At 73.8% G+C, this 22612-nt stretch carries 26 protein-coding genes and 2 pseudogenes; 8 read left to right on the top strand and 20 right to left on the bottom strand.

Annotated elements, in window-relative coordinates; genetic code table 11:
- Position 1 precedes the first annotated feature (1 nt).
- The 4 genes from ABD946_RS03440 to ABD946_RS03425 all read right to left on the bottom strand — a co-directional run bounded on the left by ABD946_RS03440 (position 2) and on the right by ABD946_RS03425 (position 3557).
- Positions 2–427, bottom strand: coding sequence for a TIGR03618 family F420-dependent PPOX class oxidoreductase (locus ABD946_RS03440; protein ID WP_345279917.1), 426 nt, complete (start codon positions 425–427; stop codon positions 2–4).
- A gap of 57 nt (positions 428–484) precedes the next feature.
- The gene (locus ABD946_RS03435) at positions 485–724 is read right to left on the bottom strand and encodes a ferredoxin (RefSeq protein ID WP_345279915.1); all 240 of its coding nucleotides are present in this window, start codon (positions 722–724) and stop codon (positions 485–487) included.
- On the bottom strand, positions 721–1914 hold the full coding sequence (locus ABD946_RS03430; RefSeq protein ID WP_345279913.1) for a cytochrome P450: 1194 nt from the start codon (positions 1912–1914) through the stop codon (positions 721–723). Before ABD946_RS03430 ends, ABD946_RS03435 begins: the two co-directional genes overlap by 4 nt.
- 206 nt (positions 1915–2120) lie before the next feature.
- Complete coding sequence (locus ABD946_RS03425) at positions 2121–3557, bottom strand: DUF2252 domain-containing protein (RefSeq protein WP_380150022.1); 1437 nt, start codon at positions 3555–3557, stop codon at positions 2121–2123.
- A 140-nt stretch (positions 3558–3697) separates the two neighbouring features.
- On the opposite strand from ABD946_RS03425, the gene ABD946_RS03420 reads away from it, so the two are divergent.
- Positions 3698–4099, top strand: coding sequence for a pyridoxamine 5'-phosphate oxidase family protein (locus tag ABD946_RS03420; protein WP_345279909.1), 402 nt, complete (start codon positions 3698–3700; stop codon positions 4097–4099).
- 123 nt (positions 4100–4222) lie between these two features.
- Complete coding sequence (locus ABD946_RS03415) at positions 4223–4396, top strand: hypothetical protein (RefSeq protein WP_345279907.1); 174 nt, start codon at positions 4223–4225, stop codon at positions 4394–4396.
- On the opposite strand, the gene ABD946_RS03410 is transcribed toward ABD946_RS03415, so the two are convergent.
- The 13 genes from ABD946_RS03410 to ABD946_RS03350 all read right to left on the bottom strand — a co-directional run bounded on the left by ABD946_RS03410 (position 4330) and on the right by ABD946_RS03350 (position 17271).
- The gene (locus tag ABD946_RS03410; protein ID WP_345279905.1) at positions 4330–5892 is read right to left on the bottom strand and encodes a M4 family metallopeptidase; all 1563 of its coding nucleotides are present in this window, start codon (positions 5890–5892) and stop codon (positions 4330–4332) included. The genes ABD946_RS03415 and ABD946_RS03410 overlap by 67 nt on opposite strands.
- 193 nt (positions 5893–6085) lie before the next feature.
- Positions 6086–6889: a DUF3050 domain-containing protein gene (locus tag ABD946_RS03405; protein ID WP_345279903.1), complete on the bottom strand. Its 804-nt coding sequence runs from the start codon at positions 6887–6889 to the stop codon at positions 6086–6088.
- 46 nt (positions 6890–6935) lie between these two features.
- Positions 6936–7904 (bottom strand): alpha-ketoacid dehydrogenase subunit beta, encoded by a 969-nt coding sequence (locus ABD946_RS03400; protein ID WP_345279901.1) that lies wholly within the window; start codon positions 7902–7904, stop codon positions 6936–6938.
- Positions 7901–8881 carry a thiamine pyrophosphate-dependent dehydrogenase E1 component subunit alpha gene (locus ABD946_RS03395; protein WP_345279899.1) on the bottom strand — a complete coding sequence of 327 codons (981 nt, stop codon included), beginning with the start codon at positions 8879–8881 and terminating at the stop codon, positions 7901–7903. Before ABD946_RS03395 ends, ABD946_RS03400 begins: the two co-directional genes overlap by 4 nt.
- Entirely contained in the window at positions 8878–9798 is a 921-nt protein-coding gene (locus ABD946_RS03390; protein ID WP_345279897.1) for a phytanoyl-CoA dioxygenase family protein, read from the bottom strand. Before ABD946_RS03390 ends, ABD946_RS03395 begins: the two co-directional genes overlap by 4 nt.
- Positions 9799–9813: 15 nt before the next feature.
- On the bottom strand, positions 9814–10791 hold the full coding sequence (gene hppD / locus ABD946_RS03385; RefSeq protein WP_345279895.1) for a 4-hydroxyphenylpyruvate dioxygenase: 978 nt from the start codon (positions 10789–10791) through the stop codon (positions 9814–9816).
- The gene (locus tag ABD946_RS03380; protein ID WP_345279893.1) at positions 10788–12062 is read right to left on the bottom strand and encodes a beta-ketoacyl-[acyl-carrier-protein] synthase family protein; all 1275 of its coding nucleotides are present in this window, start codon (positions 12060–12062) and stop codon (positions 10788–10790) included. Before ABD946_RS03380 ends, hppD begins: the two co-directional genes overlap by 4 nt.
- Positions 12059–13699 (bottom strand): class I adenylate-forming enzyme family protein, encoded by a 1641-nt coding sequence (locus ABD946_RS03375; protein WP_345279891.1) that lies wholly within the window; start codon positions 13697–13699, stop codon positions 12059–12061. The genes ABD946_RS03380 and ABD946_RS03375 overlap by 4 nt, the downstream gene beginning before the upstream one ends.
- A gap of 102 nt (positions 13700–13801) precedes the next feature.
- Entirely contained in the window at positions 13802–14281 is a 480-nt protein-coding gene (locus tag ABD946_RS03370) for a beta-ketoacyl synthase chain length factor (RefSeq protein ID WP_345279890.1), read from the bottom strand.
- On the bottom strand, positions 14278–15348 hold the full coding sequence (locus tag ABD946_RS03365; RefSeq protein WP_345279888.1) for a beta-ketoacyl-[acyl-carrier-protein] synthase family protein: 1071 nt from the start codon (positions 15346–15348) through the stop codon (positions 14278–14280). The genes ABD946_RS03370 and ABD946_RS03365 overlap by 4 nt, the downstream gene beginning before the upstream one ends.
- Positions 15349–15350: 2 nt before the next feature.
- Positions 15351–15593 carry an acyl carrier protein gene (locus tag ABD946_RS03360; RefSeq protein ID WP_345279886.1) on the bottom strand — a complete coding sequence of 81 codons (243 nt, stop codon included), beginning with the start codon at positions 15591–15593 and terminating at the stop codon, positions 15351–15353.
- Positions 15590–15853: an acyl carrier protein gene (locus ABD946_RS03355; protein ID WP_345279884.1), complete on the bottom strand. Its 264-nt coding sequence runs from the start codon at positions 15851–15853 to the stop codon at positions 15590–15592. The genes ABD946_RS03360 and ABD946_RS03355 overlap by 4 nt, the downstream gene beginning before the upstream one ends.
- A 119-nt stretch (positions 15854–15972) precedes the next feature.
- Positions 15973–17271, bottom strand: coding sequence for a class I adenylate-forming enzyme family protein (locus tag ABD946_RS03350; protein WP_345279882.1), 1299 nt, complete (start codon positions 17269–17271; stop codon positions 15973–15975).
- A gap of 490 nt (positions 17272–17761) precedes the next feature.
- On the opposite strand from ABD946_RS03350, the gene ABD946_RS03345 reads away from it, so the two are divergent.
- From ABD946_RS03345 to ABD946_RS03325, 5 genes and pseudogenes are all read left to right on the top strand, one after another.
- Positions 17762–18577, top strand: coding sequence for a class I SAM-dependent methyltransferase (locus ABD946_RS03345; RefSeq protein WP_345279880.1), 816 nt, complete (start codon positions 17762–17764; stop codon positions 18575–18577).
- A gap of 81 nt (positions 18578–18658) precedes the next feature.
- Entirely contained in the window at positions 18659–19591 is a 933-nt protein-coding gene (locus ABD946_RS03340) for an alpha/beta hydrolase (protein WP_345279878.1), read from the top strand.
- A gap of 183 nt (positions 19592–19774) precedes the next feature.
- Positions 19775–20053 (top strand): annotated as a pseudogene (locus ABD946_RS03335) (aminotransferase class I/II-fold pyridoxal phosphate-dependent enzyme); the annotation flags it as partial.
- Between the two features lie 130 nt (positions 20054–20183).
- A complete protein-coding gene (locus ABD946_RS03330; protein WP_345279876.1) occupies positions 20184–20498 on the top strand; it encodes a hypothetical protein in 315 nt (104 codons plus the stop codon).
- A 5-nt stretch (positions 20499–20503) separates the two neighbouring features.
- Positions 20504–20923 carry an aminotransferase class I/II-fold pyridoxal phosphate-dependent enzyme gene (locus tag ABD946_RS03325; protein WP_345279874.1) on the top strand — a complete coding sequence of 140 codons (420 nt, stop codon included), beginning with the start codon at positions 20504–20506 and terminating at the stop codon, positions 20921–20923.
- On the opposite strand, the gene ABD946_RS03320 is transcribed toward ABD946_RS03325, so the two are convergent.
- From ABD946_RS03320 to ABD946_RS42405, 3 genes and pseudogenes are all read right to left on the bottom strand, one after another.
- Positions 20850–21383 carry an ABC transporter permease gene (locus tag ABD946_RS03320; RefSeq protein ID WP_345279983.1) on the bottom strand — a complete coding sequence of 178 codons (534 nt, stop codon included), beginning with the start codon at positions 21381–21383 and terminating at the stop codon, positions 20850–20852. The two genes, ABD946_RS03325 and ABD946_RS03320, sit on opposite strands and share 74 nt — an antisense overlap.
- A gap of 73 nt (positions 21384–21456) precedes the next feature.
- A pseudogene (locus ABD946_RS03315) lies at positions 21457–21669 on the bottom strand (ABC transporter permease); the annotation flags it as partial.
- 122 nt (positions 21670–21791) lie between these two features.
- Positions 21792–22037 carry an ATP-binding protein DrrA1-3 family domain-containing protein gene (locus ABD946_RS42405; RefSeq protein ID WP_425558507.1) on the bottom strand — a complete coding sequence of 82 codons (246 nt, stop codon included), beginning with the start codon at positions 22035–22037 and terminating at the stop codon, positions 21792–21794.
- A gap of 389 nt (positions 22038–22426) precedes the next feature.
- On the opposite strand from ABD946_RS42405, the gene ABD946_RS42400 reads away from it, so the two are divergent.
- Positions 22427–22612: hypothetical protein (locus ABD946_RS42400; RefSeq protein ID WP_425558506.1), on the top strand; the 186-nt coding region annotated here is incomplete at its 3' end.

Below are 22612 nucleotides of genomic sequence, written 5' to 3'. Positions count from 1 at the left end.
GCTAGGGCCGGGCGCGGAAGGGTTCCACCCCGACGATGTGACGGACCTTCACGGGGCGGACGACGACGGCCACCCGGTGTTCGCCGGGGACCAGCCACTCGTAGCGCTCGGTGCCGAGGTACTTGCGGGCGAGGCGGTCCATCCGCTCGACGGCCTCGGGGCCCTCGACGAAGCGGCTCACCACCCCGCTGATCTGCACCCGGTCGTACGGGTCGGCAGGGTCCGCGTGGGAGAGGTAGACGCGCGGGTCGCGGCGGAGGTTCTCCTCCTTGACGCGGCCCACCGAGGAGTTGAACACGAGCTCGGCATCACCCTCCAGGTCCACCCACATCGGGCTCACCTGGGGCGATCCGTCGGCGTTGACGGTGCCGACGTACCAGAAGTTGGGGGCCAGCAGCCGGGCGCGGACGGCGTCTTCGAACGGCATGGTGCTCTCCAGGGCGGGGCCGCCCGCGCCGCCGGGCGGGACGGGCGGCCCCGGTGCTCAGTAGGACGGGGCGATCTGTTCGCCGGTGTCGGTGCGGTGGATGGTGAGGGCCTCGACGGGGCAGAGTTCGGCGGCCTCGGTGAGGAGGTCGAGGTCGCTGGGGGTGGTGCGCAGGGGGTGGGCGCGGCCGTCGGGGGTGAGGGTGAGGTCGTCGGGGGCGGTGGCGGCGCAGGCGCCGGTGCCGACGCAGCGGGTGCGGTCCACCCGGGTCTCGAGCGGGCCGGGGGCGGCGGTCACCAGGTGACCGGGAGGGTGTTGGGGCTGCGGGTGAGCAGGCCGGTGCGCCAGTCGATGGACTCGGCGGGGACGGCCAGCGAGAGCTCGGGGAAGCGGGCGGCGAGGCGGTTGAGGCCGTCCTCCAGCTCCATCCGGGCCAGCCAGGCGCCGAGGCAGTGGTGCGGGCCGGCACCGAAGGTGAGGCTCGGGGTGCCGAGGGGGGCGAAGAGGTCGCGCAACCCGCCTTCGGGGACGGGGGAGTAGACCTCGGGGTCGTTGTTGGCCGCGCCGGTGTCGGCGGCCACGATGGCCCCGGCCGGGATGGTCACGCCGCCGATCTCCAGCTCCTCGGTGGCCCGGCGGAGCAGCCCGGGGAAGGCCTCCCGGTCGCCCAGCGGGATGGTGCGCAGCACCTGCTCGGCCGCCGCGCCCGCGGCCTCCTTGCTCTCGGCGATCCGGGCCCAGGCGGCACGGTCCTCGCCGAGCAGGTAGACCAGCGCGTTGCCCAGCGTGGTCATGGTGGTCTCGTGGCCGGCCACCACCAGGCCGAGCACCAGCATGATGACCTGCTCGTCGGTGACGCCCTCGGTCTCGTCGGCGGCCTGCACCAGGCTGCTGACCAGGTCCTCGCCCGGGTTCTTGCGCCGGTCGACCACCAACTGGTGGCAGAAGCCCGCGAATTCGCCCATGGCGGTACCGATCTCCTCGGCCGTGTAGGCGGAGGTGGAGAGCGCGTGGTCGCTCCAGTGCCCGAGGCGGCTCATGTCCAGGCCGTCCAGGCCCATCAGCCGGCTGATCACCGCGACCGGCAGCGGGCGGGTGAAGGCGCCGATGACGTCCACCGGCCCTTCCTGGGCGGCGAGTTCGTCGAGCAGCTCCTCGATGACGGAGGAGACCCAGGGCCGCCAGCGCTCGATCGCCCGGGGCGTGAAGGCGCGCTGCACGGTGCGGCGCAGCCGCTGGTGCTCGGGGCCGTCCAGGTTGATCAGGGTGTCGGGCACGTCGAGGATGTTCGGCGTCAGGGTGACCGGCGGGGCGTCCTCGGCGTAGAGGGTGGCGCGGCCGAGACGGGGGTCGGTGAGTGCCTGGCGGACGTCCGCGTGCCGGGTGCAGAGCCAGACGGGGGTGCCGGTCGGCAGGGCGGCCTGGCGCGGCGGCCCCGGTTCGAGCTGGCGCAGGCAGTGCAGCGGGATGAGGGGGGCAGTGGTCATGGGGGGTGTACTCCCTGATACGGAGCGGGTCCGGGCCACCACTGACCGTAGGCCCCGCAGACCTTGTCAGGTAGGGGGCGAACCGGCCAAGCGCGCGCCGGGTTCAAGCCACCGTTCGAGCCGCCGCCCGAGCAACCGGGGCGCACCCTCGAACGGATGCGCCCCGGCGGTGAGCAGCAGGGGAGGAGAGGAGAGGGGACGGGTCGTCAGACTCCGGACTCGGCCGGGAGACGGCCGGAGCGGACGGCGGCCACCAGCTCCTGGTGGTCGGCCTCGGTCCGGTCGGCGTACGCCACCGCGAAGGCGGCCACCGCCTCGTCCAGCGCCTCGCTCTTGCCGCAGTAGCCCGAGGCCACCGCGGCGTCCAGGGTGTGCGCGTGCGCCCGGGCCAGCAGCGCGCCGGTCAGCCGGCCGTAGTCGTCCAGCTGGGCGGGCTGCAGCGCCGCCGGGTCCACGCTGCCCTTGCGGTTGCGGAACTGCCGCACCTGGTACGGGAGTCCGTCCACCGTGGTCCAGCCGATCAGCACGTCGGTGACCACCTGCATGCGCTTCTGGCCGAGCACCACCCGCTGGCCCTCGTGCGCCACGGGCGTGCTCACCGGGTAGCCGGCGCGGGCGAGTTGGGGCAGCAGCACGGAGGGGCGGGCCTCCTTCACCTGGAGCACCAGCGGCTCCGAGCGCTGGTCCAGCAGCAGCACCACGTAGGAGCGGGTGCCGACGCTGCCGGTGCCCACCACCCGGAAGGCCACGTCCTGCACGCTGTAGCGGGACAGCAGGGGGTGCAGCTCCACCGGGACGCTCTCGCGGTAGGCGGTGAGCGAGGCGGCCACCGCCTCGGCGGTGGAGTCCTGGACCGCCCGGAGCACCGGCGGCGCCGGGACGAAGCGCGAACGCCCGTCCGGCTCCTGGACGGTGGACTTCGAGGCGAAGCGCGCGCTGGTGTTGCGCAGCGCCTTCTCCGCCACCCCCTCGATGATCACCCGCAGGTCCTGCGCCTCGGCGAAGGTCACCAGGTGCTCGTCGGCCACCGCGTTCCAGGCGTCTATGGCCGGCAGCCCCGCCAGCAGGCGCATGGTGCGCCGGTAGGAGCCGGCGGCGTCGAAGGCGGCCCGGCGGCACGCGTCCTCGTCCGCGCCGGCCTGACGGCCCGCCAGCACCAGGCTGGCGGCCAGCCGCTTGAGGTCCCACTCCCAGGGGCCGGGCACCGTCTCGTCGAAGTCGTTGATGTCCATCACCAACCGGCCCCTGGCGTCGCCGTACAGGCCGAAGTTGGCCGCGTGCGCGTCGCCGCACAGCTGGGCGGTCAGACCGCTGGTCGGGGTGGTGACCAGGTCGGCCGCCATCAGCCCGGCGGAGCCGCGCAGGAAGGCGAACGGCGAGGCGGCCATCCGGCCGACCCGGATCGGCACCAGCGACTCCAGCCGGCCGGCGTTGGCCGACTCCACCGACTCCACCACCGAGGGCCGGTCCACCGGCGGCTCGAACCAGGCGTGCGCCTCGCGGGGCGTCTTCGCCCGCAGGTCCTTGCCGCGCCGCTTCGCCCCGCCCTGCGGCGGCCAGGCCGCGAACCCCTCGACCGCGAACTCCCGCACCGTGTCTCCTCCCCGTGGCGCTCCCGCGCCCGGCTCCCCGTGGCGCCGCACGGCGCCCGTGCCGCCCGCACCACGCGGGCGACGGAGCTGACGCTACCGCGCCGCGGGCCCGGGAAGCAGCTCTGAGCTGCCACGGAGCTGCCACAGGGGTGTCACGGCCTTGCCGCGTCCGGCCCCGTAGCATGCGGAGCATGTCTCACGATCTCGACGCGCTCGGCGACTCCTTCCTCTCCTTCTGGACCGAGCGGCACCTGGCCACCTTCACCACGCTGCGCCCCGACGGCACCCCGCACGTCGCACCGGTGGGCGTCACCTACGACCCGGCGACCCGCACGGCCCGGGTGATCAGCAGCGGTTCCAGCCGCAAGGTGCGCAACGTGCTGGCCGCCGGGCCCGAGGGCCTGCGGGTGGCGGTCTGCCAGGTGGACGGCGCGCGCTGGTGCACGCTGGAGGGCCGGGCCGTGGTGCGGGACGAGCCCGGGGCGGTGGCGGAGGCGGTGGCCCGCTACACCGCCCGCTACCGGGCGCCGCGGGAGAACCCGGCCCGGGTGGCGATCGAGATCGCGGTCGACCGGGTGCTCGGACGGTTCTGACGACCCGGCGCACGGGTTCGATCGGTTCCGGTTCGAACGGCGTGTCGTTTATCGGCTGTTGAGCCGTTCGGGAGAGCATCGCAGGGTCGAACGAACGAACCCTCAGGATTGCGGACCGATACCTTGAACGAGCAGGACACCGCCAACTTCCAGCGTCTGCTGGACCGCCTCACCGAGCACTTCGGCCCGGACCGTGAGCCGGTCCGGGCCGATCGGGTGCCGAGGCAGGGTCAGTTGACCGCGACCGCCGACCAGGCGGCGGCCACGGCCGCGTACTCGGTGCTGCCGGCCCCGTAGAGGTCGGTGGCGGCCTTGAGGGTGGCGGTGCGGGCGCCCGCGTAGTTGGTGCTGGAGGTCATGTAGGTGCTCAGGGCCCGGTACCAGACCTTGCCGAGCTTGTCCCGGCCGATGCCGTTGACGGTCGAGCCGTTGCAGGTCGGGCTGTCGTAGGAGACGCCGTTGACCACGCGCGCGCCGCTGCCCTCGGCGAGCAGGAAGGCGAAGTGGTTGGCCACGCCCGAGGAGTAGTGCACGTCCAGGTTGCCGACCGAGGAGCTCCAGCAGTCGGCCGACTTGGTGTCCTTGGAGGGCTTGTCCATGAAGCGCAGCGCGGCCTTGCCGAAGCCGGGCTTCACGATCTCCTCGCCGATCAGGTAGTCACCCGGGTCGTTGGGGTTGGCGGCGTAGAACTCCACCAGCGTGCCCATGATGTCGGAGGTGGCCTCGTTGAGGCCGCCCGACTCGCCGGAGTAGACCAGCTTGGCGGTGCGCGAGGTGACGCCGTGGGACATCTCGTGCCCGGCGACGTCCAGCGCGACCAGCGGGCCGAAGACGTTGCCGTCCCCGTCGCCGTAGGTCATGCAGAAGCAGCTGTCGTCCCAGAAGGCGTTGTTGTAGTTGCTGCCGTAGTGCACCCGGTTGTAGGCGCCCTTGCCGTCGCCGGCGATGCCGTTGCGGCTGTGGACGTTCTTGTAGTAGTCCCAGGTCACGTTGGTGCCGTACTGGGCGTCCACCGCGGCCGAGGCCCGGTCGGTGGTGGTGCCGTTGCCCCAGTGGTTGTCCGCGTCGGTGAACAGCGTCGCGGGCGCCCGGCTGAAACAGATGGAGCCGAAGCAGAGGTCGGTCTTGTTGGCCGCGTCGCCGGTGTAGGTGTTGCCCCGGGTCGGGTCCTTGAGCTGGTTGGTCGAGCCGGAGACGGTGGTCTCCAGCGGGACGGTGCCGCCGTAGAGGGACTGGCCGTCGCCGGAGGCGGTCTCGATCGCGTCCCAGGCGTCGATCTGCGCGCCGGTGCGGGCGTCCAGCAGGACGGTCCGGGAGACCGGGTTGCCCAGCGAGTCCTGGCCGGTGGCGGTGGTCTGCCAGGCGAGGCGGGGCGCCCCGTGCAGTGCGTCGATCACCAACTGCGGCTTGGCCTGGGCCCGTTGGACGGACTTGCCGTCGGCGCCGGCGGCGCGGGAGAGCTCCTGGACGGCCTGGGCGCCGGCACGCTCGCCGGAGACCTTCGGCGTGGTGGAGGCGACCGCGACCGGGCCGTCGGCCGCGCGGTCGGTGCCGCGCGGGGCGCCGCCCGGCGCCAGGTGCTCGATCAGGTCGCCGCCCAGCACCGGGAGTCCGGCGTAGGTGCGGTCGTAGCGGACGTGCCGGCTGCCGTCCTGGTCGGTGACCACGTCGCGGACGGTGCGGGCCCCGTTGCGGTCCGGGGCGGCGGCGGGCGCGGGCGCGGCGGCGGCCACCGTCCCCGCTGCCAGGGCGACCACGGTGGCGACGGCGGCGGTGCGCGTGCGGAAGTGCATGATGCTCCTCGGAGGGGCGGGGGCAGATGCGGCTTCGGCGGCGACCGGCGGTGCGGGGACACGGGCGGTACGAGGGCGCGCTGAACGTGTGAGGGCGAGAGGGGCGGACGCTGCCGGGACAGCTTTTGTACATGTACCCGTCAGTATCTGTCCAGAGTGCGGACGCGTCCGCCCCTCACCGTCCGTCAGGTCGTCAGACCGTCAGCGGCACCGCCGGGAAGGCCTCCTGAATGCCGGTCCAGAGCCGGACCCGGGCCGCCAGCGCCTGACGGACCGTCTCGGCGCAGGCGTCCCACTTGGCCTGGTCGTCGCCGTTGAGGTCGATCAGCATCTGCATCGCCATCGGGGTGTGCTGCTCGCCGTCCACCTCGATGTGGCGGGCCAGGTAGTCCTTGAAGGTGGTCAGCTTGCCGTCCGGGTCCTCGATCCTGATGACCTGCTCGAACATCTCCGGGATCAGGTCCTCGCGGCCGAAGGCGAAGGCGGCGGCCCGGCAGTGCACCGGCGCGTTCTCGATGATCTCCCAGGTGGTGGAGGTGAAGTCGACCGCGGCCCCGGGCACGCCGGCCAGCTTCAGCGCCTCCGGCACGGCGGTGCCCCGGCCCAGCTCGGCCAGGAAGGCCTCCACCGCGGTGGTGTCGGCGCCGGCCTGGACCATGCCCCCGAGGTAGAGCTCGAAGTGGCTGATGAAGCCCTCGCCCAGCTCGTCGCTCTCCTCCACCAGCACGATCTCGTTGATCAGGCGGCGGCTGGCGGTCGGGCCGGCGGGCACCCACGGGACGTCCACGCTGGTCAGCTCGCGCTGCAGGCTCTTCAGCAGGGACATGAAGTCCCAGACCGCGAAGACGTGGCGCTCCAGGAAGGCGGTGACCCGCTCGTGGCTGTTCAGCTCACCGTAGATGGTGTGGCCGACGACCTCGCGGCGCAGCGGGTCGATCGCCGCCTGCAGGCTGGTCAGACCGGGGTGCGAACGGTCCCAGTGGTAACGGTTGGACATGACTGCTCCTCAGGAAGTGGAAACGGGAGGGGGACAGTGATTGCGGTCAGTGCTTGGCCACGGTCCTCACGGCGTGGCGCAGTTGGTCCCGGCCCGGTTGCAGGGCGCGGTCCAAGTCTCGGGCGAACGGCAGGACGGTGCCGTCCGGGCGGGTGACGCGTCGGGGCGGGGCCACCAGGCGGAACTGCTCGGCCGCGGTGGCCAGCACCTCGCCGCCGATGCCGCAGCTGCGGTTGGAGTCGTCGACCACCACCAGGCGGCCGGTGCGCTCCAGCGAGGCGCCGAGCGCGTCCCAGTCGAAGGGGTACAGGGTGCGGGGGTCGAAGACCTCCACCGAGATCCCCTCCTCGGCCAACTCCTCGGCCACCGCCAGGGCTTCGTGCACCAGGTGGCCGACCGCCACCACCGTGACGTCGGTGCCCTCGCGGTGGATCCGGGCCCGGCCGAGCGGGATCGCCGGCAGCGGCGCCGTCACGTCGTCCCGGACGGCCAGCGCGGCGGCCGGGGCGAAGACCACCACCGGGTCCGGATCGGCGACGGCCGAGCGGAGCAGGCCGTAGGCGTCGGTCGGGGTGGCCGGCACCACGGTCTTCACGCCCATGTGGGCGAACAGGCTGTACGGGTGGTCCGAGTGCTGCCCGGCCCAGCCGTCCCGGGAGCCGGAGCCCGGCACCAGGCAGGTCAGCGGCACGGAGGCCTGGCCACCCGTCATCAGGGAGAACTTGTGCGCCTGGTTGGTCAGTTGCTCGAAGACCAGGAAGAGCAGCGCGGGGATCTGGAACTCCACCACCGGCCGCAGCCCGGCCAGTGCCGCGCCCACCGCCATGCCGGTGAAGCCCTGCTCGGAGAGCGGGGTGTCCACCACCCGCTCGGCACCGAAGCGCTTCTGCAGCCCGAGCGTCGGCCCGGCCAGCCCGGCGCCGATGTCCTCGCCGAGCAGCACCACCGATGGGTCCTCGGCCATCGCGTCGCCGAGCGCCCGGTTGAGCGCCTTGGTGTAGGAGAGCCAGCTCATCCCAGCGCCCCCGCCCGGGGCCGAAGGCCGCTCGCGTACAGGTGGTCGGCCGCGCCGGAGACCTCCGGCGCGGGGGAGTTCAGGGCGAACTCCCTTGCTGCCGAGAGGACTTCGGTGACCTCGCGGTCCAGGTCGGCGGTGTCCCCGACCAGCGCGGCGGCCTGCTGGAGCGGGTCCCGCAGCCGCCAGCCGTCCAGCTCCTGCTCGGTGCGGTAGGTCGGCCTGAGCCGGCGCTCCATGGTGTGGTGGCCCTCGAAGCGGTAGGTCACGCACTCCAGGAAGACCGGGCCCTCGCCGGAGCGGGCGTGCTCGACCGCCTCCAGCGCGGCCTCCCGGACCGCCTCGGTGTCCATGCCGTCCACCGACACCGCCCTGATGCCGAAGGCCTCGGCCCGGCCCAGCGCGCTGCCGGCCACCGCCACCGAGGCGGGCAGGGTGGTGGCGTAGCCGTTGTTCTCGCAGACGAAGACCACCGGCACCTGCCACATCGCGGCCAGGTTGAAGGCCTCCAGCACCACGCCCTGGTTGAGCGCGCCGTCGCCGAAGAAGCTGGCCACCACCCGCGGCTGCCCGGCCAGCCGGGCGGCCCAGGCCGCGCCGACCGCGATCGGGGCGCCCGCACCGACGATGCCGTTGGCGCCCAGGATGCCCAGCGAGAGGTCGGCGGCGTGCATCGAGCCGCCTCGTCCCTGGTTCAACCCCGTGGAACGGCCCGTGAGTTCGGCCAGCAGCCGGGCCGGGTCGGCGCCCTTGGCCAGCACGTGGCCGTGGCCCCGGTGGGTGGAGGTGAGCTGGTCGCCCGGGGCCAGCGCCGAGCAGACCCCGACCGCCACCGCCTCCTGGCCGATGTACGGGTGGGTGCCGCCGACGATGTCGCCGCTGCGGACCAGCTCCAGCGCCAGCTCCTCGAAGCCGCGGATCAGCCGGACCATCCGGTAGCGGTCCCGGACCGTGTCCAGGCCGTGGGGGGAGGTCATACCGCGCCCTGCCAGACGACCGGGCAGAAGTCCGGGTCGGCGTAGTCGGGGCGCCCGTCCGGGGTGCGGCGCACCAGCACGTCGTGGTTGTAGACCACCGGCGTGCCGTCGGCCTTCGCCCACGGGCGGTACTCGTTGGCGCCGTCCTGGAGGTGCAGCGAGACGGCCCGGCGCGGGGTGGCGGCCAGGTTCGGACCGCTGCCGTGGTAGGTCCGGCAGTGGTGGAAGGAGACGTGCCCGCGCGGGATCTCGACCGGGACCTTGACCACCTCGACGCCGTTGAACGCGGCGTTGGCGGCGAGCAGGTCGTCCAGCTCGGAGTTGTCGCGCTCGGCGAAGTGCCGGCTGGAGTCCTCGCCGGCGGGCAGCTCCCGCCAGCGGTGGCTGCCGTCCACCATGGTGATGGTGCCGTTCTCCACCCCGCAGTCGTGGAAGGGGATGAAGGCGGTCAGCATCCGGTCCGAGGTGCTGGTCTGCCAGTAGTGCTTGTCGAAGTGCCAGGGCACCAGGTTGCTCGGCTCGCCGGCCACCGGGGGCTTGTAGATCAGGGTGCCCTGGAAGACCCGGATCTCCTCGGTGCGGGCCAGCAGCGCCGCCACCGCGCCGAGCAGCGGCTTGCGCAGGATGCGCCCGGCCGCCTCGCTCTCGTAGTGGATGTAGTCGTTGTGCCGCTGGACGGGGCCGTCCGAGGGCTGCCAGGAGGCGAGCCGGGGCGGGCGGACCGGCAGGGTGCGGTCCCGGTGGCCCTCGTAGTACTTGTCGGTGGCGTCCTGGAGGAGGTCCAGCTCCTCGTCGGTGAACAGCTTCTTCGACAGGTACCAGCCGTGCTCGGCGTAGTGGTCCAGCTCCTGCCGGGTGGGGAGCAGGGCGCGCTCCGCCTCGGTCAGGCTGAACTCGTTCGCGATGGCGTCGGTCATGGGTTCCGGCTCCTCTCAGTTGGCCGCGGTGGTGGCGTGCTGGCGTTCGACGGCCTCGTAGAGGGCCTTGATGTTGGCGGAGCCGAAGGTCTCGGCACCCTGACGCTCGATCAGCTCCAGGAAGAAGGTGCGCCGCTCGTGCACCGAGCGGGTGAAGATCTGGAACAGCTGGCCGCCGTGGTCCTGGTCCACCAGCACCGCCAGCTCGCGCAGCGTCTCCACCGGCACGCTGGTCGGGCCGACCCGGGACGGCAGCAGCTCGTAGTAGGCGTCCGGGGTGGACAGGAAGTTCACCCCGCGCGCGGTGAACTCCCGCACCGCGGTGGCGATGTCGGCGGTGTGGAAGGCCAGGTGCTGGACGCCCGCGCCCTCGTGGTTGCGCAGGAAGGTGTCGATCTGGCCGGGCTCGCGGGCCGCGTCCGGCTCGATCAGGGTGAAGGTCACCCGGCCCGAGGGGCTCTGCACCACGCTGGAGTCCATCGCCTGGCGGCCGACCTCGATGTACTCCTCGTAGATCCGGCGGAAGCCCAGCGCCTCCTCGCAGAACCGCACCGCCGCGCCCAGCTCGCCGGCCGGCACGCACAGCGCCGCGTGGTCCAGGAAGCCCAGCAGGCCGTGCTGGTCGGCTGGTTGGTCGCTCTCCGGGACGAAGCGCAGGGCCACGTCGCCGAAGCCCGCGACCAGCCCGGGGGCGAGCGGACGGGCCCCGCCGCGCAGCGCCCGGTCCAGTGCGGCGGCCGGGTCGGCACAGGCCAGCGCGAAGACCGCGACCCCGTCGCCGTGCCGCTCCACGTACTGGGCGATCGGGTGGTCCGGCTGCTCGGCCGAGGCCAGCAGGAAGCGGATGGTGCCCTGGGTCAGCCAGATCCGGCGCACCCCCGGCTCGGCCGGGGCCGGGGTGACGGTGAAGTCGAAGGCGGTGGCCAGGTCGGCGGCGAAGCGGTCGGCGTCCGCGCAGTGGAACTCGACGTGGGCGATGCTCTGGACGGTCAACGGATCTCTCCAGGCTGGTGAGGCGCGCCGGTGGTGGACGGCTGGCCGAAGATCAGGCTGAGGTTGTGCCCGCCGAAGGCGAAGGAGTTGGAGAGCGCGGCCCGCACCGGGGTGTGGCGCGCCTGCCGGACGTGGTCCAGCGCGCAGGCCGGGTCCGGGTCCTCCAGGTTGACGGTGGGCGGCAGTTGGCCCCGCTGCACGGCGAGCACCGAGACGATCGCCTCCACCGCCCCGGCCGCGCCCAGCAGGTGGCCGGTGGCGCCCTTGGTGGAGCTGACGGCGGGCCCGTCCTCGCCGAACACGGCGTTCAGCGCCGAGGATTCGGCCGTGTCACCGAGCTTGGTGCCGGTGCCGTGGGCGTTCACGTAGCCGATGTCGGACGGGGCCAGGCCGGCGCTGCGCAGCGCGGCCCGCATCGAGTCGGCCGCCCCGGCGCCGTCCGGGCGGGGCATGGTCGGGTGGTGGGCGTCGGTGCTGCCGCCCCAGCCGAGCAGCTCGGCCCGGACGGTGGCGCCCCGTGCGGCCGCGTGCTCGGCCCGCTCCAGCACCAGCACCCCGGCGCCCTCGCCCAGCACGAAGCCGTTGCGGCGCCGGTCGAACGGGCGGCTGGCCTGCGCCGGGTCATCCCAACCCTGCGCCAGGGCGCGGGCGTTGGTGAAGGCGGCGGCGATGGTCGGGTGCAGCGAGGACTCGGTGCCGCCGCAGACCACCACGTCGGCCTCGCCGGCCCGAATCAGCCGCAGGCCCTCGGCGATCGCCTGGGCACCGGCCGCGCAGGCCGTGACCGGGGCCGAACTGTAGCCCCGCATCCCGTACTTGATGGCGATCCGGGCGGCCGCCATGTTGGAGAGCATGCCCGGCAGCAGGTACGGGCTGACGGCCGGGCGGCCGCGCTCCAGGCGGCGGTGCGACTGCTGCTCGAAGGTCTCCAGACCGCCGCCGCCGGTGCCGATCACCACGGCGACCCGCTCCGGATCCACGTCCCGGCCGACCACCAGGCCGGCCTCCGCGAGGGCGTCGTCGGCGGCGGCCAGGGCCAGCAGTACGAAGCGGTCCACGCAGCGGGTCTCGGTGGGCGGCAGCACCTCGGTGCCGTCGACGTGCGGGGCGATCCCGGCGAACGGCAGCCAGCCGTGCGCGGCGTGGCCCTCCGGCACCGAAGTGATCCCGGACCGGCCGGAGGTGAGCGCCTCGAACACCTCCTCCGCCTTGCGGCCGAGCGGGGTGACCAGGCCCACACCGGTGACGGCGGCGCCGAGCTGCGCGCTCACTCCGGGTTCCCGGCGAGGGCGGCGGCCGCGGACTCGGCGAGGTGCCGCTCGCGCAGCAGGATCTTGCGGACCTTGCCGGTCGGGCCGAGCGGGATGCGCTCGTCCGGCACCACCAGCACCCGGCGCACGGTGGCGGCCGTCCACTCGTCCAGCGCGGCCGTCACCTCCTTGCTGCGGTCGGCCAGTTGGTCGGCCTGCGGGGCCAGCTGGAGCAGCACGTCGGTGACCACGGCGCCGTTCTCACGGACCGCGACCACGGTGCAGTCCAGCACGTCCGGGCAGGCCGCCAGCACCCGCTCCTCGCTCATCGCGGTGAGCAGCCGGTGGCCGTTGCCGAGGTCCACCGAGTCCACCGCGCGGTCCACGTGGTAGTAGTAGCCCTCCTCGTCCCGGTACATCAGGTCGCCGGTGAGGAAGTAGCCGCGTACCCGGGTGCGGTAGGTGGTGACCGAGTCGTTCCAGTAACCGAGCGCCAGGGTGGGGGACTTGGTGCCCAGCTCGCCGATCTCGTGCGGGCCGAGCTCGGAGCCGTCGGGGGCCAGCACCGCGCAGTCCACGAAGGCGTGCGGGCGGCCGACGCAGCGGCCGTAGCGGTCGCTGCCCTGGCTGTGGCTGATGAAGAAGTGCGAGTGGCCCATCTCGGTGGAGCCCAGGCCGTCCACGAAGACCGAGCCGGGGGTGCGGACGCGGCCCTCGCGGGAGACGGACTCGCGCGAGCCGACCGCGATCAGGCGGCGGATGTGCGCCTCGTGCGCGCAGTCCCCGGTGTTCCACCACAGCGCCACCGACTGGAGCTGACGCTCGCTCAGGTCGTGCCGGGCCAGGTCGGCCCAGGTGGCGGCGAAGCCGATCACACCGCCCGGCTGCCAGCGCTCGATGGCGTCCAGCACCCCGGCGCCGGTCTGGCTGGAGAGCACCGCGAGCTGGGCGTGCTGGCTCATCACCAGGTTGGAGATGATCAGGGTGGCCGCGTGCGGGGCGGGCAGCGCGGAGAGCATCCGCTCGGAGCCCTGCGGGCGGGGCAGCGCGAGCCGGTAGCGGATCGCCGCGTAGAGGCTGTCGTGCGAGTGGACCACGGCCTTGGGCAGGCCGGTGGTGCCGGAGGAGTGGGTGATCGCCACCGGGTCGCCGCCCCAGTGCCGGTACGGCTCGGGCGCCTTGGCCGGGTCGCCGAGGCCCAGGGTGGCCACGTCCGGCAGCAGCGGGGCGCCGGGGTCGTAGCCGGCCAGCCGCTCGCGGTGCTCGGCGTCGGTCAGGATGCCGGTGGCGCGCAGGCGGTGGATGTAGAGCGCGGCCTTCTCGCCGTCCAGGTTGGGGTTGAGCAGGGCCGGGATGGCGCCGAGGCGGGCGGCGGCCAGGAAGGTCAGCACGTGGTCGGCGGCGGCGGTCGACCAGACCACCACCGGATCGCGGCGGCCGATCCCCAGCTCGTGCAGGGCGGCGGCCCGGGAGCGGACCGCCAGGTCCAGCTCGCGCAGGGTGAAGGGCTGCCAGGCGGCGTGGTCGTCCACCGGGGTGTCGAAGGTGAGCAGCGGCTCGTCGAGACCCTCGCCGAGGGCGATCCGGGTGGTGAGCACGTTCCCGGCGCCGAGGGCCGGATCGGCGGCCAGCCGGGCACGGATGCTGCGAATGCTCACGGGTAGGGGTTCCCTTCTGGAGGCCGCACCGGGGCGCACGGGGAGAGCACGGGGCGCGGCGCCGCCCGCTCGGGCGGCGTCGGATGGGGGTCGGGAGGTGGGTCAGGGGGCGAGCAGGACGGCCACCGCGCGGCCGGGGTCGCTCGGGTGCGCCTGTTCGGCGGCGATCACCAGGACTTCGTCGGCGTCGCCGTCGAGCAGCAGCAGGTCGGCCAACTCGTAGGCGTCCTGCGGTACTTCACCGGGTGTGGCGCTCGACGGGCTGACCGCCATCACCGGGCCGGTGAGGCCCCAGCGGGCGGCCAGGTGGCCGAGCACCGCGTTGGGGTTGGACTGGAAGAAGAGCAGCGGGGGTACCCGTCGCTCTCCCGCCGCCGCGCGGGCGATCGCCTCGGCGGTGCCCAGGTCCCCGCTGTGGCTGACGAGGAGCAGGGCGGTCAGGGGTGCCGCTCGGTGCTGCTGGAGGCAGCGGTCGGCGGCGGCCACCACCAGGGGGTTGAACGGGGAGTCGGCGAAGCCGGGCAGACGGGGGAGTGCCTCGTCCTGCGGCTCGGGCCAGCGCCCCTCGGCGAGCTGCTTCACGCGGCGGCCACCAGGAGTGCGGTGTTGGCGCCGCCGAAGGCGGAGTTGAGGGTGAGCGCGTGGGCGGGCGCCGCCCGCGGGGTGTCCTCGGTGACCAGGTCCAGCGCGCACTCCGGGTCGGGCCCGAGCAGGCCCGCGTTGACCGGGAGCACGCCTGCCCGCAACGCGCCGATGGTGACGGCGAGTTCGAGCAGCGCGGAGGCCTCCAGCGCGTGGCCGTGCACCGACTTGCTGGAGCTGACGGGCGGCCCGCCGGTGCCGAAGACGCTCTCCAGCGCCCGGGCCTCGGCCTGGTCCGCCAGCGGCGAGCCGGTGGCGTTGGCGTTGACGTAGCCGACCTGGTCGGGCGTCAGCCCGGCCCGGCCGAGCGCGGACCGCACGGCCCGGGCCAGGCCCGAACCGTCCGGCGCCGGACGGCAGACGTGGTACGCGTCGCCCGCCCGGCCCCAGCCCGCGATCCGGGCCAGCACCTCGGCGCCGCGGTGCTCCGCCGCGGCGGCCGACTCCAGCACCACCGCGACCACGCCGTCGCCGAGCAGCAGTCCGCTGCGCCCGGCGCTGAACGGCCGCGCCACGCCGTCGCGGGCCAGGGCCCGGCCGGCGTCGAAGACCGCGAAGGTGTCCGGCTCGACCAGGTACCCGGCCGCGACCAGGACCCGTTCGGCTCGGCCGGAGGAGATCAGTGCGGCGGCGTCCGCCACCGCCGAGCCGGCGGCCGTGCAGGCCCCGGTGTAGACCCGGCCGTCGCCCCAGCGCTCGTGCACCGGACGGCAGGCCTCGGCCGTCACGGGGTCGCCGTGACGGGCCAGCAGCAGCGGGCCGGCCTCGTCGGGGTCGACGCCCGCCTGGGTGACGGCCTCGTGCAGGACGGCCGGGAGCGCTTCGCCGAGGACGGGGGTTCCCGGCGCCAGCGCGGCCCGGCGGGCCTGGCGGTGCGTCACGTCGAAGCGACCGACGGGTCCGAAGGCCGACAGGCCCCGGGTGGCGGCGGCGACCAGCGGGTCGAGACCGGACCCGAAGGCGGAGCGGACACCGATGCCGGTGACCGCCACGTCGGTGGTGGTCACGGTCACGCGCCCGTCGCCGGTACGACGGCCGTCCGCAGCAGCTCCACCGCGTCGGTCACCGTGCGGACCTGGTCCAGTGCCTCGTCGGAGTAGCTCAGCTCACCGTGGCGCTGCTCGAACTCGGCTAGCAACCACGTGAGTTCGAGCGATCCGAGCTCCTCCTCCACCGCCTCGGGGGCGCGCCGGCCGAACTCGGCCAGCACGGCCAGCACCTCCGCCCGGCCGGGCGGCGGCGCGGCACTCACGCCGGGGTGCCGGCGGTGGCGAGGCGCTTGGCCACGTCGGCGGTGAACTCGTCGAGGGTCATCAGCGCGGTGCCCTCCATGTCGTCCAGCTCGAAGCGGACGCCGTACTCCTCCTCGACCTGGACGGCCAGGTCGGCCAGCGCGAGGGACTCCAGGTCCAGGCCGGCCGGGCCCAGGTCGGTGTCGCCGGTGACCTCGGAGACGTCGTAGTTCATCGCGGTGAGGGTGGCGAGCACGAACTCGCGGATGGTGTCCTGCATCGGGGGGCTCCGTAACGGGTCGGAGGGACGGGGGGATTCGCAGACGGGGAGAACTCACAGGAAGTGCCCAGGCTCTGCCCAGCCACTGCCCAGCCTCGGCGGGAAGGGCGGTGACGGGGTCAGAGCGCTGCGGCGGCGGCGCGCAGCCCCGCGGGGTCGCGCAGCAGCTTGCCGGTGGCGGTGCGGGGAAGGGCCGGCAGCAGCGCCAGCCTGCGCGGGCGCTTGTATCCGGCGAGCCTCTGCTCCAGGCCCGCGCGGATCTGTTCGGCCCCGGCCCCCTCGGAGGGGACCAGGTAGGCCTCGACCGCGCCGTGCTCGAACACCACGACCGCCTCCCGGACTTCGGGCAGTGCGGCCAGCGTGTGCTCGACCTCGGTGAGGTCGACCTTGAGCCCGCCGATCGAGACCTGGGAGTCGCGGCGGCCGTGCACGGTGAGCAGGCCGCTCGTCGTGTCGTACGCCGCGGCGTCCCGGGTGTGCAGCCAGCCGTCGGACCAGCGGCTCGGATCGGTGAGCCCGAGATAGGGGGAGTCGGGGCGGCGGATGTGCAGTTCGCCGCCTTCGGTGCGCAGCTCCAGTCCGGGGACCGGGCGGACGGCGGGCGCCAGGGTGCCGTCCAGGTCGGTGGCGATGACGCCGAGTTCGGTCATCCCGTACATGGTGCCGAGCGGTACGCCGTACCGGTCGCGGACCGCCCCGGCCACTCCGGGCCGGGTCAGCTCGCCCGCGACCACGATCGCGGTCAGGTGCGGCAGCGGCCGGGGTGCGCGCACTCCGGCCAGCAGCTCGGCGTGGAACGGGACACCGATCACGGTGGTCGGCAGGTCCTCCTCCGCGACGGCGGCCAGGATGCCGGCCGCCGTCATCCGCTCGGGGACGGTGAGTTGGACCCGGGCGTGCAGGGCGTGCAGCAGCCCTCCGACCAGGCCCAGCACGTGGACCACGGAGGAGAGCAGCACGGTGCGGCCGCCCGCGGCCGGGAAGCCCGGCAGCGCGCGGTAGACGGCGAGTTCGCGCAGCAGGTCGCCGGCGGTCCGGGCGATCACCTTGGAGGGCCCGGTCGAGCCGGAGCTCAACTGGACCAGCGCGTGCGGTGACCGCGCGGGCAGGCCGTCCGGTCGCGTGGTGACGACCGGCTCGACCTCGCTGAACCCGCGCAGTCCCGCCGGCGGCGGCCGGTCCGCCTCGACCAGCACCTGGGGAGCCAGGCGCTCCAGCGCCGCCGCCGTCTCGTGGTCCGTCAGCCGGTGGTCCAGCAGGGCCACTTGGGCGCCCAGCTGCCAGGCGGCGAGCAGGGCGGCGACGTACCCGAGCGAGGGCGGCAGCCGCAGGGCCACCGTGCCGCCGTCCGTGAGCCCGGCGGCGGCGAGGCTTGCCCGCCGCGCGTCCACCAGGGAACGCAGGGCGGAGCGGGTCACCGGCCTTTCGAACCGGAGACAGACTTCTTGACCGGGACCGGCCAAAAGGAAGTGATCGACCCAGCCTTCCGGGGCTTCGGAATGCGGGGGCGCATCGGTGGGGAAACCGGGCAACGCCACTCCATGAATCGGGGCGACAGAGATTGGCAGCGGTTCACTTTCGGCGGATGGAATTCCGCGTTCCCAGACCCTGGCACAGGACGATTGACCGGGTCAAGGTCTATACCAATGCCGCTTGCGGCCCCTACGCTGCCGAGCCTGGAGCGGGCCCGCGGGCGGGCGTGCCGCGAGGGCGGTGCGGTGGCGGGCCTGCGGGCCCCGCCTGACGCCGCAGGACCGCCATGGCCTGCGCGACTCCGGCCGCACGGCCTCGGGTCGGGGCGGCAGGTCTGCCTTCCGGGCCCCGGCGGGGCCCGCCGAACGGGCAGCCCCCACGGCACCCCGGCTCCGCCGGATCGGCCCTTCAGGTCGGACGTGCACGGATTGACTTGTGCACGCTGACGCCATGTCGAGAACAGGAAAGGCGCGAAGCACCGTGAACAGATTTGCCGGATGGGACTGGGAGAATCCCGAGACGCTCGCCGTGACCCTGGACGAATTCAGTGCCGGGGTCGCGGTCTGCGAGAAACTGGAGGCTATGCCGGAGGGAATCCCGCGCACCCGCGCGGAATTCCAGGCGCTGGGTCTCACCGGAATCGAATTCGCCGCATTCCGCACCGACCATCCGAACGGCCTCGGCAGTGACCTCACCCCGCTGCGCAGCGCCGTCGCGGTCAGCGAACCCGGCACCCTCTACCGGGTCGACGGCGACCGCTGCTTCACCCAGCTCGACGTCTCCCGCCCCCTTCCGTTCGAGGACGGCGCGGTCGACTGGATCTACGCCGAGCACCTCATCGAGCACATCCCGCTGAACGTCGCGCTGGGCTGGCTGAAGGAGTGCCACCGGGTGCTCGCCCCCGGCGGGCTGATCAGGATCACCACCCCTGACCTGGCCAAGTACCTGGTCGGCTACGTCCAGGAGGACGGCTTCCTGACCCGGCACCGGCGCCGGCTGAGCAAGCTCGGCTTCGGCCCGCCGATGCCCGAGCGCAAGGCCTTCCTGATCAACCAGATCTTCGCCTACTACGGACACCGGTGGATCTACGACCAGGCCGAGCTGACCTACGTGCTCACCGAGGCGGGTTTCGACGAGGAGGCGGTCCGCTTGTGCTCGTACCGTGTGGGGCTGCACACGGAAATCGCCGATCTCGACACCGCCTTCCGCAGCGACGAGACCATCTATGTCGAGGCGCGGCGGCGGAGTTGACGGAGAAGCGGTGAAGCCGTTGACGAATCTCCGCTCACTCCCCATCAGTTCCCTTTTCCCGAAGGAAGGTTGGGCGAGGCGATGCCACTCGACCCGCAAGTCCTGGCCCTGCGGGCCCGCCGTGCCGAAGCCGGCACCCCCCCTCTCTACACGCTCGACCTGGCCACCGCCCGGGCCGCCGACCTGGCCGCGATCCAGGCCGCCGGCGGCGACCCCGAGCCCGTCCACCAGGTCAGCGAGCTGACCGTCCCCGGGCCCGGCGGCCCGCTCACCCTGCGGGTCTACCGCCCGAGCGACGCGCCCGGACTGCCCGCCCTGCTCTACCTCTTCGGCGGTGGCTGGACCCTCGGCTCGCTGGAGACCAGCGACGCGATCTGCCGCCGGCTGGCCAACGCGGCCGGCTGCGTCACCGTCGGCGTCGGCTACCGTAGGGCCCCCGAGCACCCCTTCCCCGCCGCCGTGCGGGACTGCCACGCCGCCGCGGTCTGGCTGGCCGCGCACGCCGCCGAGCTCGGCCTGGACGGCGCGCGGATCGCCGTCGGCGGGGACAGCGCGGGCGGCAACCTGGCCGCCGCCGTCACCCTGCTGGCCCGCCGCGAGGGCGGCCCGGAGCTCCGCCACCAGCTGCTGGTCTACCCGAACACCGACCGCCGGGCCGACACCGCCTCGCTGCGCGAGAACGACGACCCGCTGCTGTTCAACCGCCGCTCGGTCGCCTGGTACTGGGGCCACTACCTGGCGGACCAGGCCGACGGCGACGACCCGCTGGCCTCCCCGCTGCGGGCCGACGACCTGTCAGGACTGCCGCCCGCCACGGTGATCACCGCCGAGTACGACCCGCTGCGCGACGAGGGCGAGGCCTACGCCGAGGCCCTGCGCGCAGCCGGGGTGGAGGTCGAACTCCGCCGCTACGACGGCATGCCGCACGGCTTCTTCGCCATGGCCGGCGCCCTGGACGACGGCCGCGCGGCCCAGGAGTACGCGGCCGCCCGCCTGCGGGAGGCCCTCACATGAGCCCGCTGCCCCCGCTCGCCCTGACCGAGCTGCACGGCTCGCTCGCCGACCCGCTGCTGGACGCGATGACCTTCCTCAACGAGGTCACCGAGCGCTACCCCGACGCCCTCTCCTTCGCCCCCGGCCGCCCGCACGAAGGGCTTCTTCGAGACCGAACAGGTCGCGAAGTACCTCGACGTCTACCTGGACCACCTGCGCGGCCGCGGCCTGACGGAGGACCAGGTCCGCACCGCGCTGTTCCAGTACGGCCCCACCAAGGGCGTCATCGCCGACCTGATCGCCCGCACCCTCGCCAACGACGAGGGCCTGACCGTCGACCCGGCCTCGGTGGTGGTCACCGTCGGCGCGCAGGAGGGCATGCTGCTGGTGCTGCGCGCGCTCTGCGCCACACCGGACGACGTGCTGCTGGTCAGCTCGCCCTGCTACGTCGGCGTGACCGGCGCGGCCCGGCTGCTGGACGTGGCCACCGTCCCCGTGCCGGAGAGCGACCCGGCCGCGCTGGCCGCCACCGTCCGCCGCCTGCGGGCCGAGGGCAGGCGTCCCCGGGCGCTCTACGTCGTCCCCGGACTTCGCCAACCCCTCGGGCACCAGCATGCCGACCGAGGCCCGGACCGCACTGCTGGAGGTCGCGGCCGCGGAGGACCTGCTCGTCATCGAGGACAACCCCTACGGCTTCTTCGCCCGCGAGCCCGGAGACCGGCCCACCCTGAAGGCCCTCGACCGGCACGGCCGGGTGGTCTACCTGGGCTCCTTCGCCAAGACCTGCTTCCCCGGGCGCCCGCCTCGGCTACGTCCTCGCCGACCAGCCGGTCACCGCACCGGACGGCTCCACAGCCTGCTCGCCGACCAGCGGTCACCGCACCGGACGGCTCCACCAGCCTGCTCGCCGACCAGCTGGCCAAGCTGAAGAGCATGACCACCGTGAACACCCCGGCGCTCAGCCAGGCGGTGATCGGCGGCATGCTGCTCACGCACGACTGCCGGCTGCGCGCCGCCAACGCGCCCGCCACCGCCCACTACGCGGCCAACCTCACCGTGCTGCTGGGGGAGTTGGAGCGCCACTTCCCGGCCGCCGAACGGGCCCGGCTGGGCGTGCGGTGGAACGAGCCGGAGGGCGGCTTCTTCGCCGTGCTCGACGTGCCGTTCACCGCCGACGAGGCGGCCATGGAGCGCTGCGCGCGGGAGCACGGCGTGCTCTGGACGCCGATGGCCCCGTTCTACCCGGCGGGCGGCGGCGAGCGCCGGCTGCGGCTCTCCGTCAGCGCCCTGAGCGAGGCTCAGATCGTCGAGGGCGTGGCCCGGCTGGCCGACTTCGTCCGGGCCCGGGCGTAGGCACGCCGAAGGGGGCCGGGTCCCAGGACCCGGCCCCCTTCGGCGTCAGGAGCGCTACCGCACCCGGGAGGAGAACAGCCGGGCCGACCACCACACCGCGGCGGCCGTCATCACCACGACCACCGCCAGGCCCTGCCAGACCACACTGTCCCCGAGGTGGCCGGAGAACAGGGACCGCATGCCCCTCCACCGCCCAGTAGAAGGGGTTCCACTTGGCGGCGGTCTGCAGCCACACCGGCGCCAGCGCCAGCGGAAGCAGGGTCCCGGAGAGCAGGGCGATCGGGCTGGGACGAGGGTGTTGACCACCGGGTGCCATCGCCGCGTCGTTGGGCAGCACCAGGGCGATGCCGTAGGAGATGGCCGAGGTCATCAGCGCCAGCAGGCCCAGCAGCAGGTAGGCCAGCAACAGGTTGAGCGGGCCGACGCGGAGGCCGAACGGCAGGGCGAGCAGGGTGATCACCACCGCCTGGGACGAGCAGCGCCGCGACCTCGCGCAGTGCCCGGCCGAGCAGCAGGGCGAGCCGGCTGACCGGGGTCACCCGGGAGCGTTCGACGACGCCGGCCTTGAGCTCGCCGAGCAGGCTGAAGCCGGTGTACAGGCCGCCGAAGATGCAGAGCACGGCCAACAGGCCCGGCACGTAGATCTGGTAGGCCTCGGCGTAGGTGGTGGCGCCCATCGGTTCGAGCGCCCGCTTGAGCAGCGGGGCGAAGAGCAGCAGGTAGAAGAGCGGCTGGACCAGTCCGACGACCAGCCAGACCGGGGTGCGCCACATCAGCAGCACCTGACGCTGGAACACCAGCCAGGTGTCACGCGCGAGTTTCATCGGGGAACGGCTCCAGAGGGGTGCGGACCGCGGTGGGCGGCGGTTCAGGTGAGCGAGCGGCCGGTGCGGGCCAGGAAGACGTCGTCCAGGCTGGGGCGCTGGAGCTGGACGGTGGCCGGGGTGAGGCCGGCCTCGGCCAGGGCGGGCAGCAGCTGGGGGATGGCGGTGGCGCCGTCCCGGACGTACAGGCGCAGGCCGCCCTCGGCGGGCGTCTCGGTGCGGTGCAGGTACGGGGCGTCGGCGAGCGCCTTGGCGGCGTCCTCGACGTCCAGCCCGCTGAGCACCACCACGTCCCCGGAGACCTCCTGCTTGAGCTCCTCCGGGGGTGCCCTCGGCGACGATGCCGCCGTGGTCGATGATGCCGATCCGGTCGCAGAGCGCGTCGGCCTCGTCCAGGTAGTGGGTGGTCACCACCACCGTCATGCCCTCGGTGCGCAGCCGCTTGATCTCGGCCCACACCTGGCTCCGGCTGGCCGGGTCGAGCCCGACCGTCGGCTCGTCGAGGAAGAGCACGGCCGGCTGGTGGATGACGCCGAGGGCGATGTCCACCCGGCGGCGCTGGCCGCCCGAGTAGGTCTGGCAGGCGCGGTCCGCGAACTCGCCCGAGCTCGAAGGACTCGACGGCCCCTCGGCCAGCTTCAGGGCCTCGGCCCTTGGAGCTGCCGTACAGCCGGGCCTGGTGCACCAGCTCCTCGCGGCCGGTGACGGTGTCGGCGGTGCCGCCGCCCTGGGCGACGTAGCCGATGCGGCGGCGGACGCCGGCCGGGTCGGCCCGCAGGTCGGCCCCGGCAATGACGGCGGCGCCCGCCCGTCGGGGCGGATCAGGGTGGCCAGCATGCGCAGGGTGGTGGTCTTCCCGGCGCCG

The organism is Kitasatospora albolonga, assembly GCF_039535905.1.
GTDB lineage: Bacteria > Actinomycetota > Actinomycetes > Streptomycetales > Streptomycetaceae > Kitasatospora > Kitasatospora albolonga.
Note: the sequence above shows the minus strand (reverse complement) of the source record. Positions and strands in the feature narration are given on the sequence as shown.

Excerpts from the sequence above, each read along its gene's own strand:
- ABD946_RS03440 (WP_345279917.1), bottom strand. The coding sequence starts at position 427 with ATGCCGTTCGAAGACGCCGTCCGCGCCCGGCTGCTGGCCCCCAACTTC.
- ABD946_RS03430 (WP_345279913.1), bottom strand. The coding sequence starts at position 1,914 with ATGACCACTGCCCCCCTCATCCCGCTGCACTGCCTGCGCCAGCTCGAA.
- ABD946_RS03420 (WP_345279909.1), top strand. The coding sequence starts at position 3,698 with ATGTCTCACGATCTCGACGCGCTCGGCGACTCCTTCCTCTCCTTCTGG.
- ABD946_RS03410 (WP_345279905.1), bottom strand. The coding sequence starts at position 5,892 with ATGCACTTCCGCACGCGCACCGCCGCCGTCGCCACCGTGGTCGCCCTG.
- ABD946_RS03405 (WP_345279903.1), bottom strand. The coding sequence starts at position 6,889 with ATGTCCAACCGTTACCACTGGGACCGTTCGCACCCCGGTCTGACCAGC.
- ABD946_RS03400 (WP_345279901.1), bottom strand. The coding sequence starts at position 7,904 with ATGAGCTGGCTCTCCTACACCAAGGCGCTCAACCGGGCGCTCGGCGAC.
- ABD946_RS03395 (WP_345279899.1), bottom strand. The coding sequence starts at position 8,881 with ATGACCTCCCCCCACGGCCTGGACACGGTCCGGGACCGCTACCGGATG.
- ABD946_RS03390 (WP_345279897.1), bottom strand. The coding sequence starts at position 9,798 with ATGACCGACGCCATCGCGAACGAGTTCAGCCTGACCGAGGCGGAGCGC.
- ABD946_RS03355 (WP_345279884.1), bottom strand. The coding sequence starts at position 15,853 with ATGCAGGACACCATCCGCGAGTTCGTGCTCGCCACCCTCACCGCGATG.
- ABD946_RS03340 (WP_345279878.1), top strand. The coding sequence starts at position 18,659 with ATGCCACTCGACCCGCAAGTCCTGGCCCTGCGGGCCCGCCGTGCCGAA.
- ABD946_RS03330 (WP_345279876.1), top strand. The coding sequence starts at position 20,184 with ATGCCGACCGAGGCCCGGACCGCACTGCTGGAGGTCGCGGCCGCGGAG.
- ABD946_RS03325 (WP_345279874.1), top strand. The coding sequence starts at position 20,504 with ATGACCACCGTGAACACCCCGGCGCTCAGCCAGGCGGTGATCGGCGGC.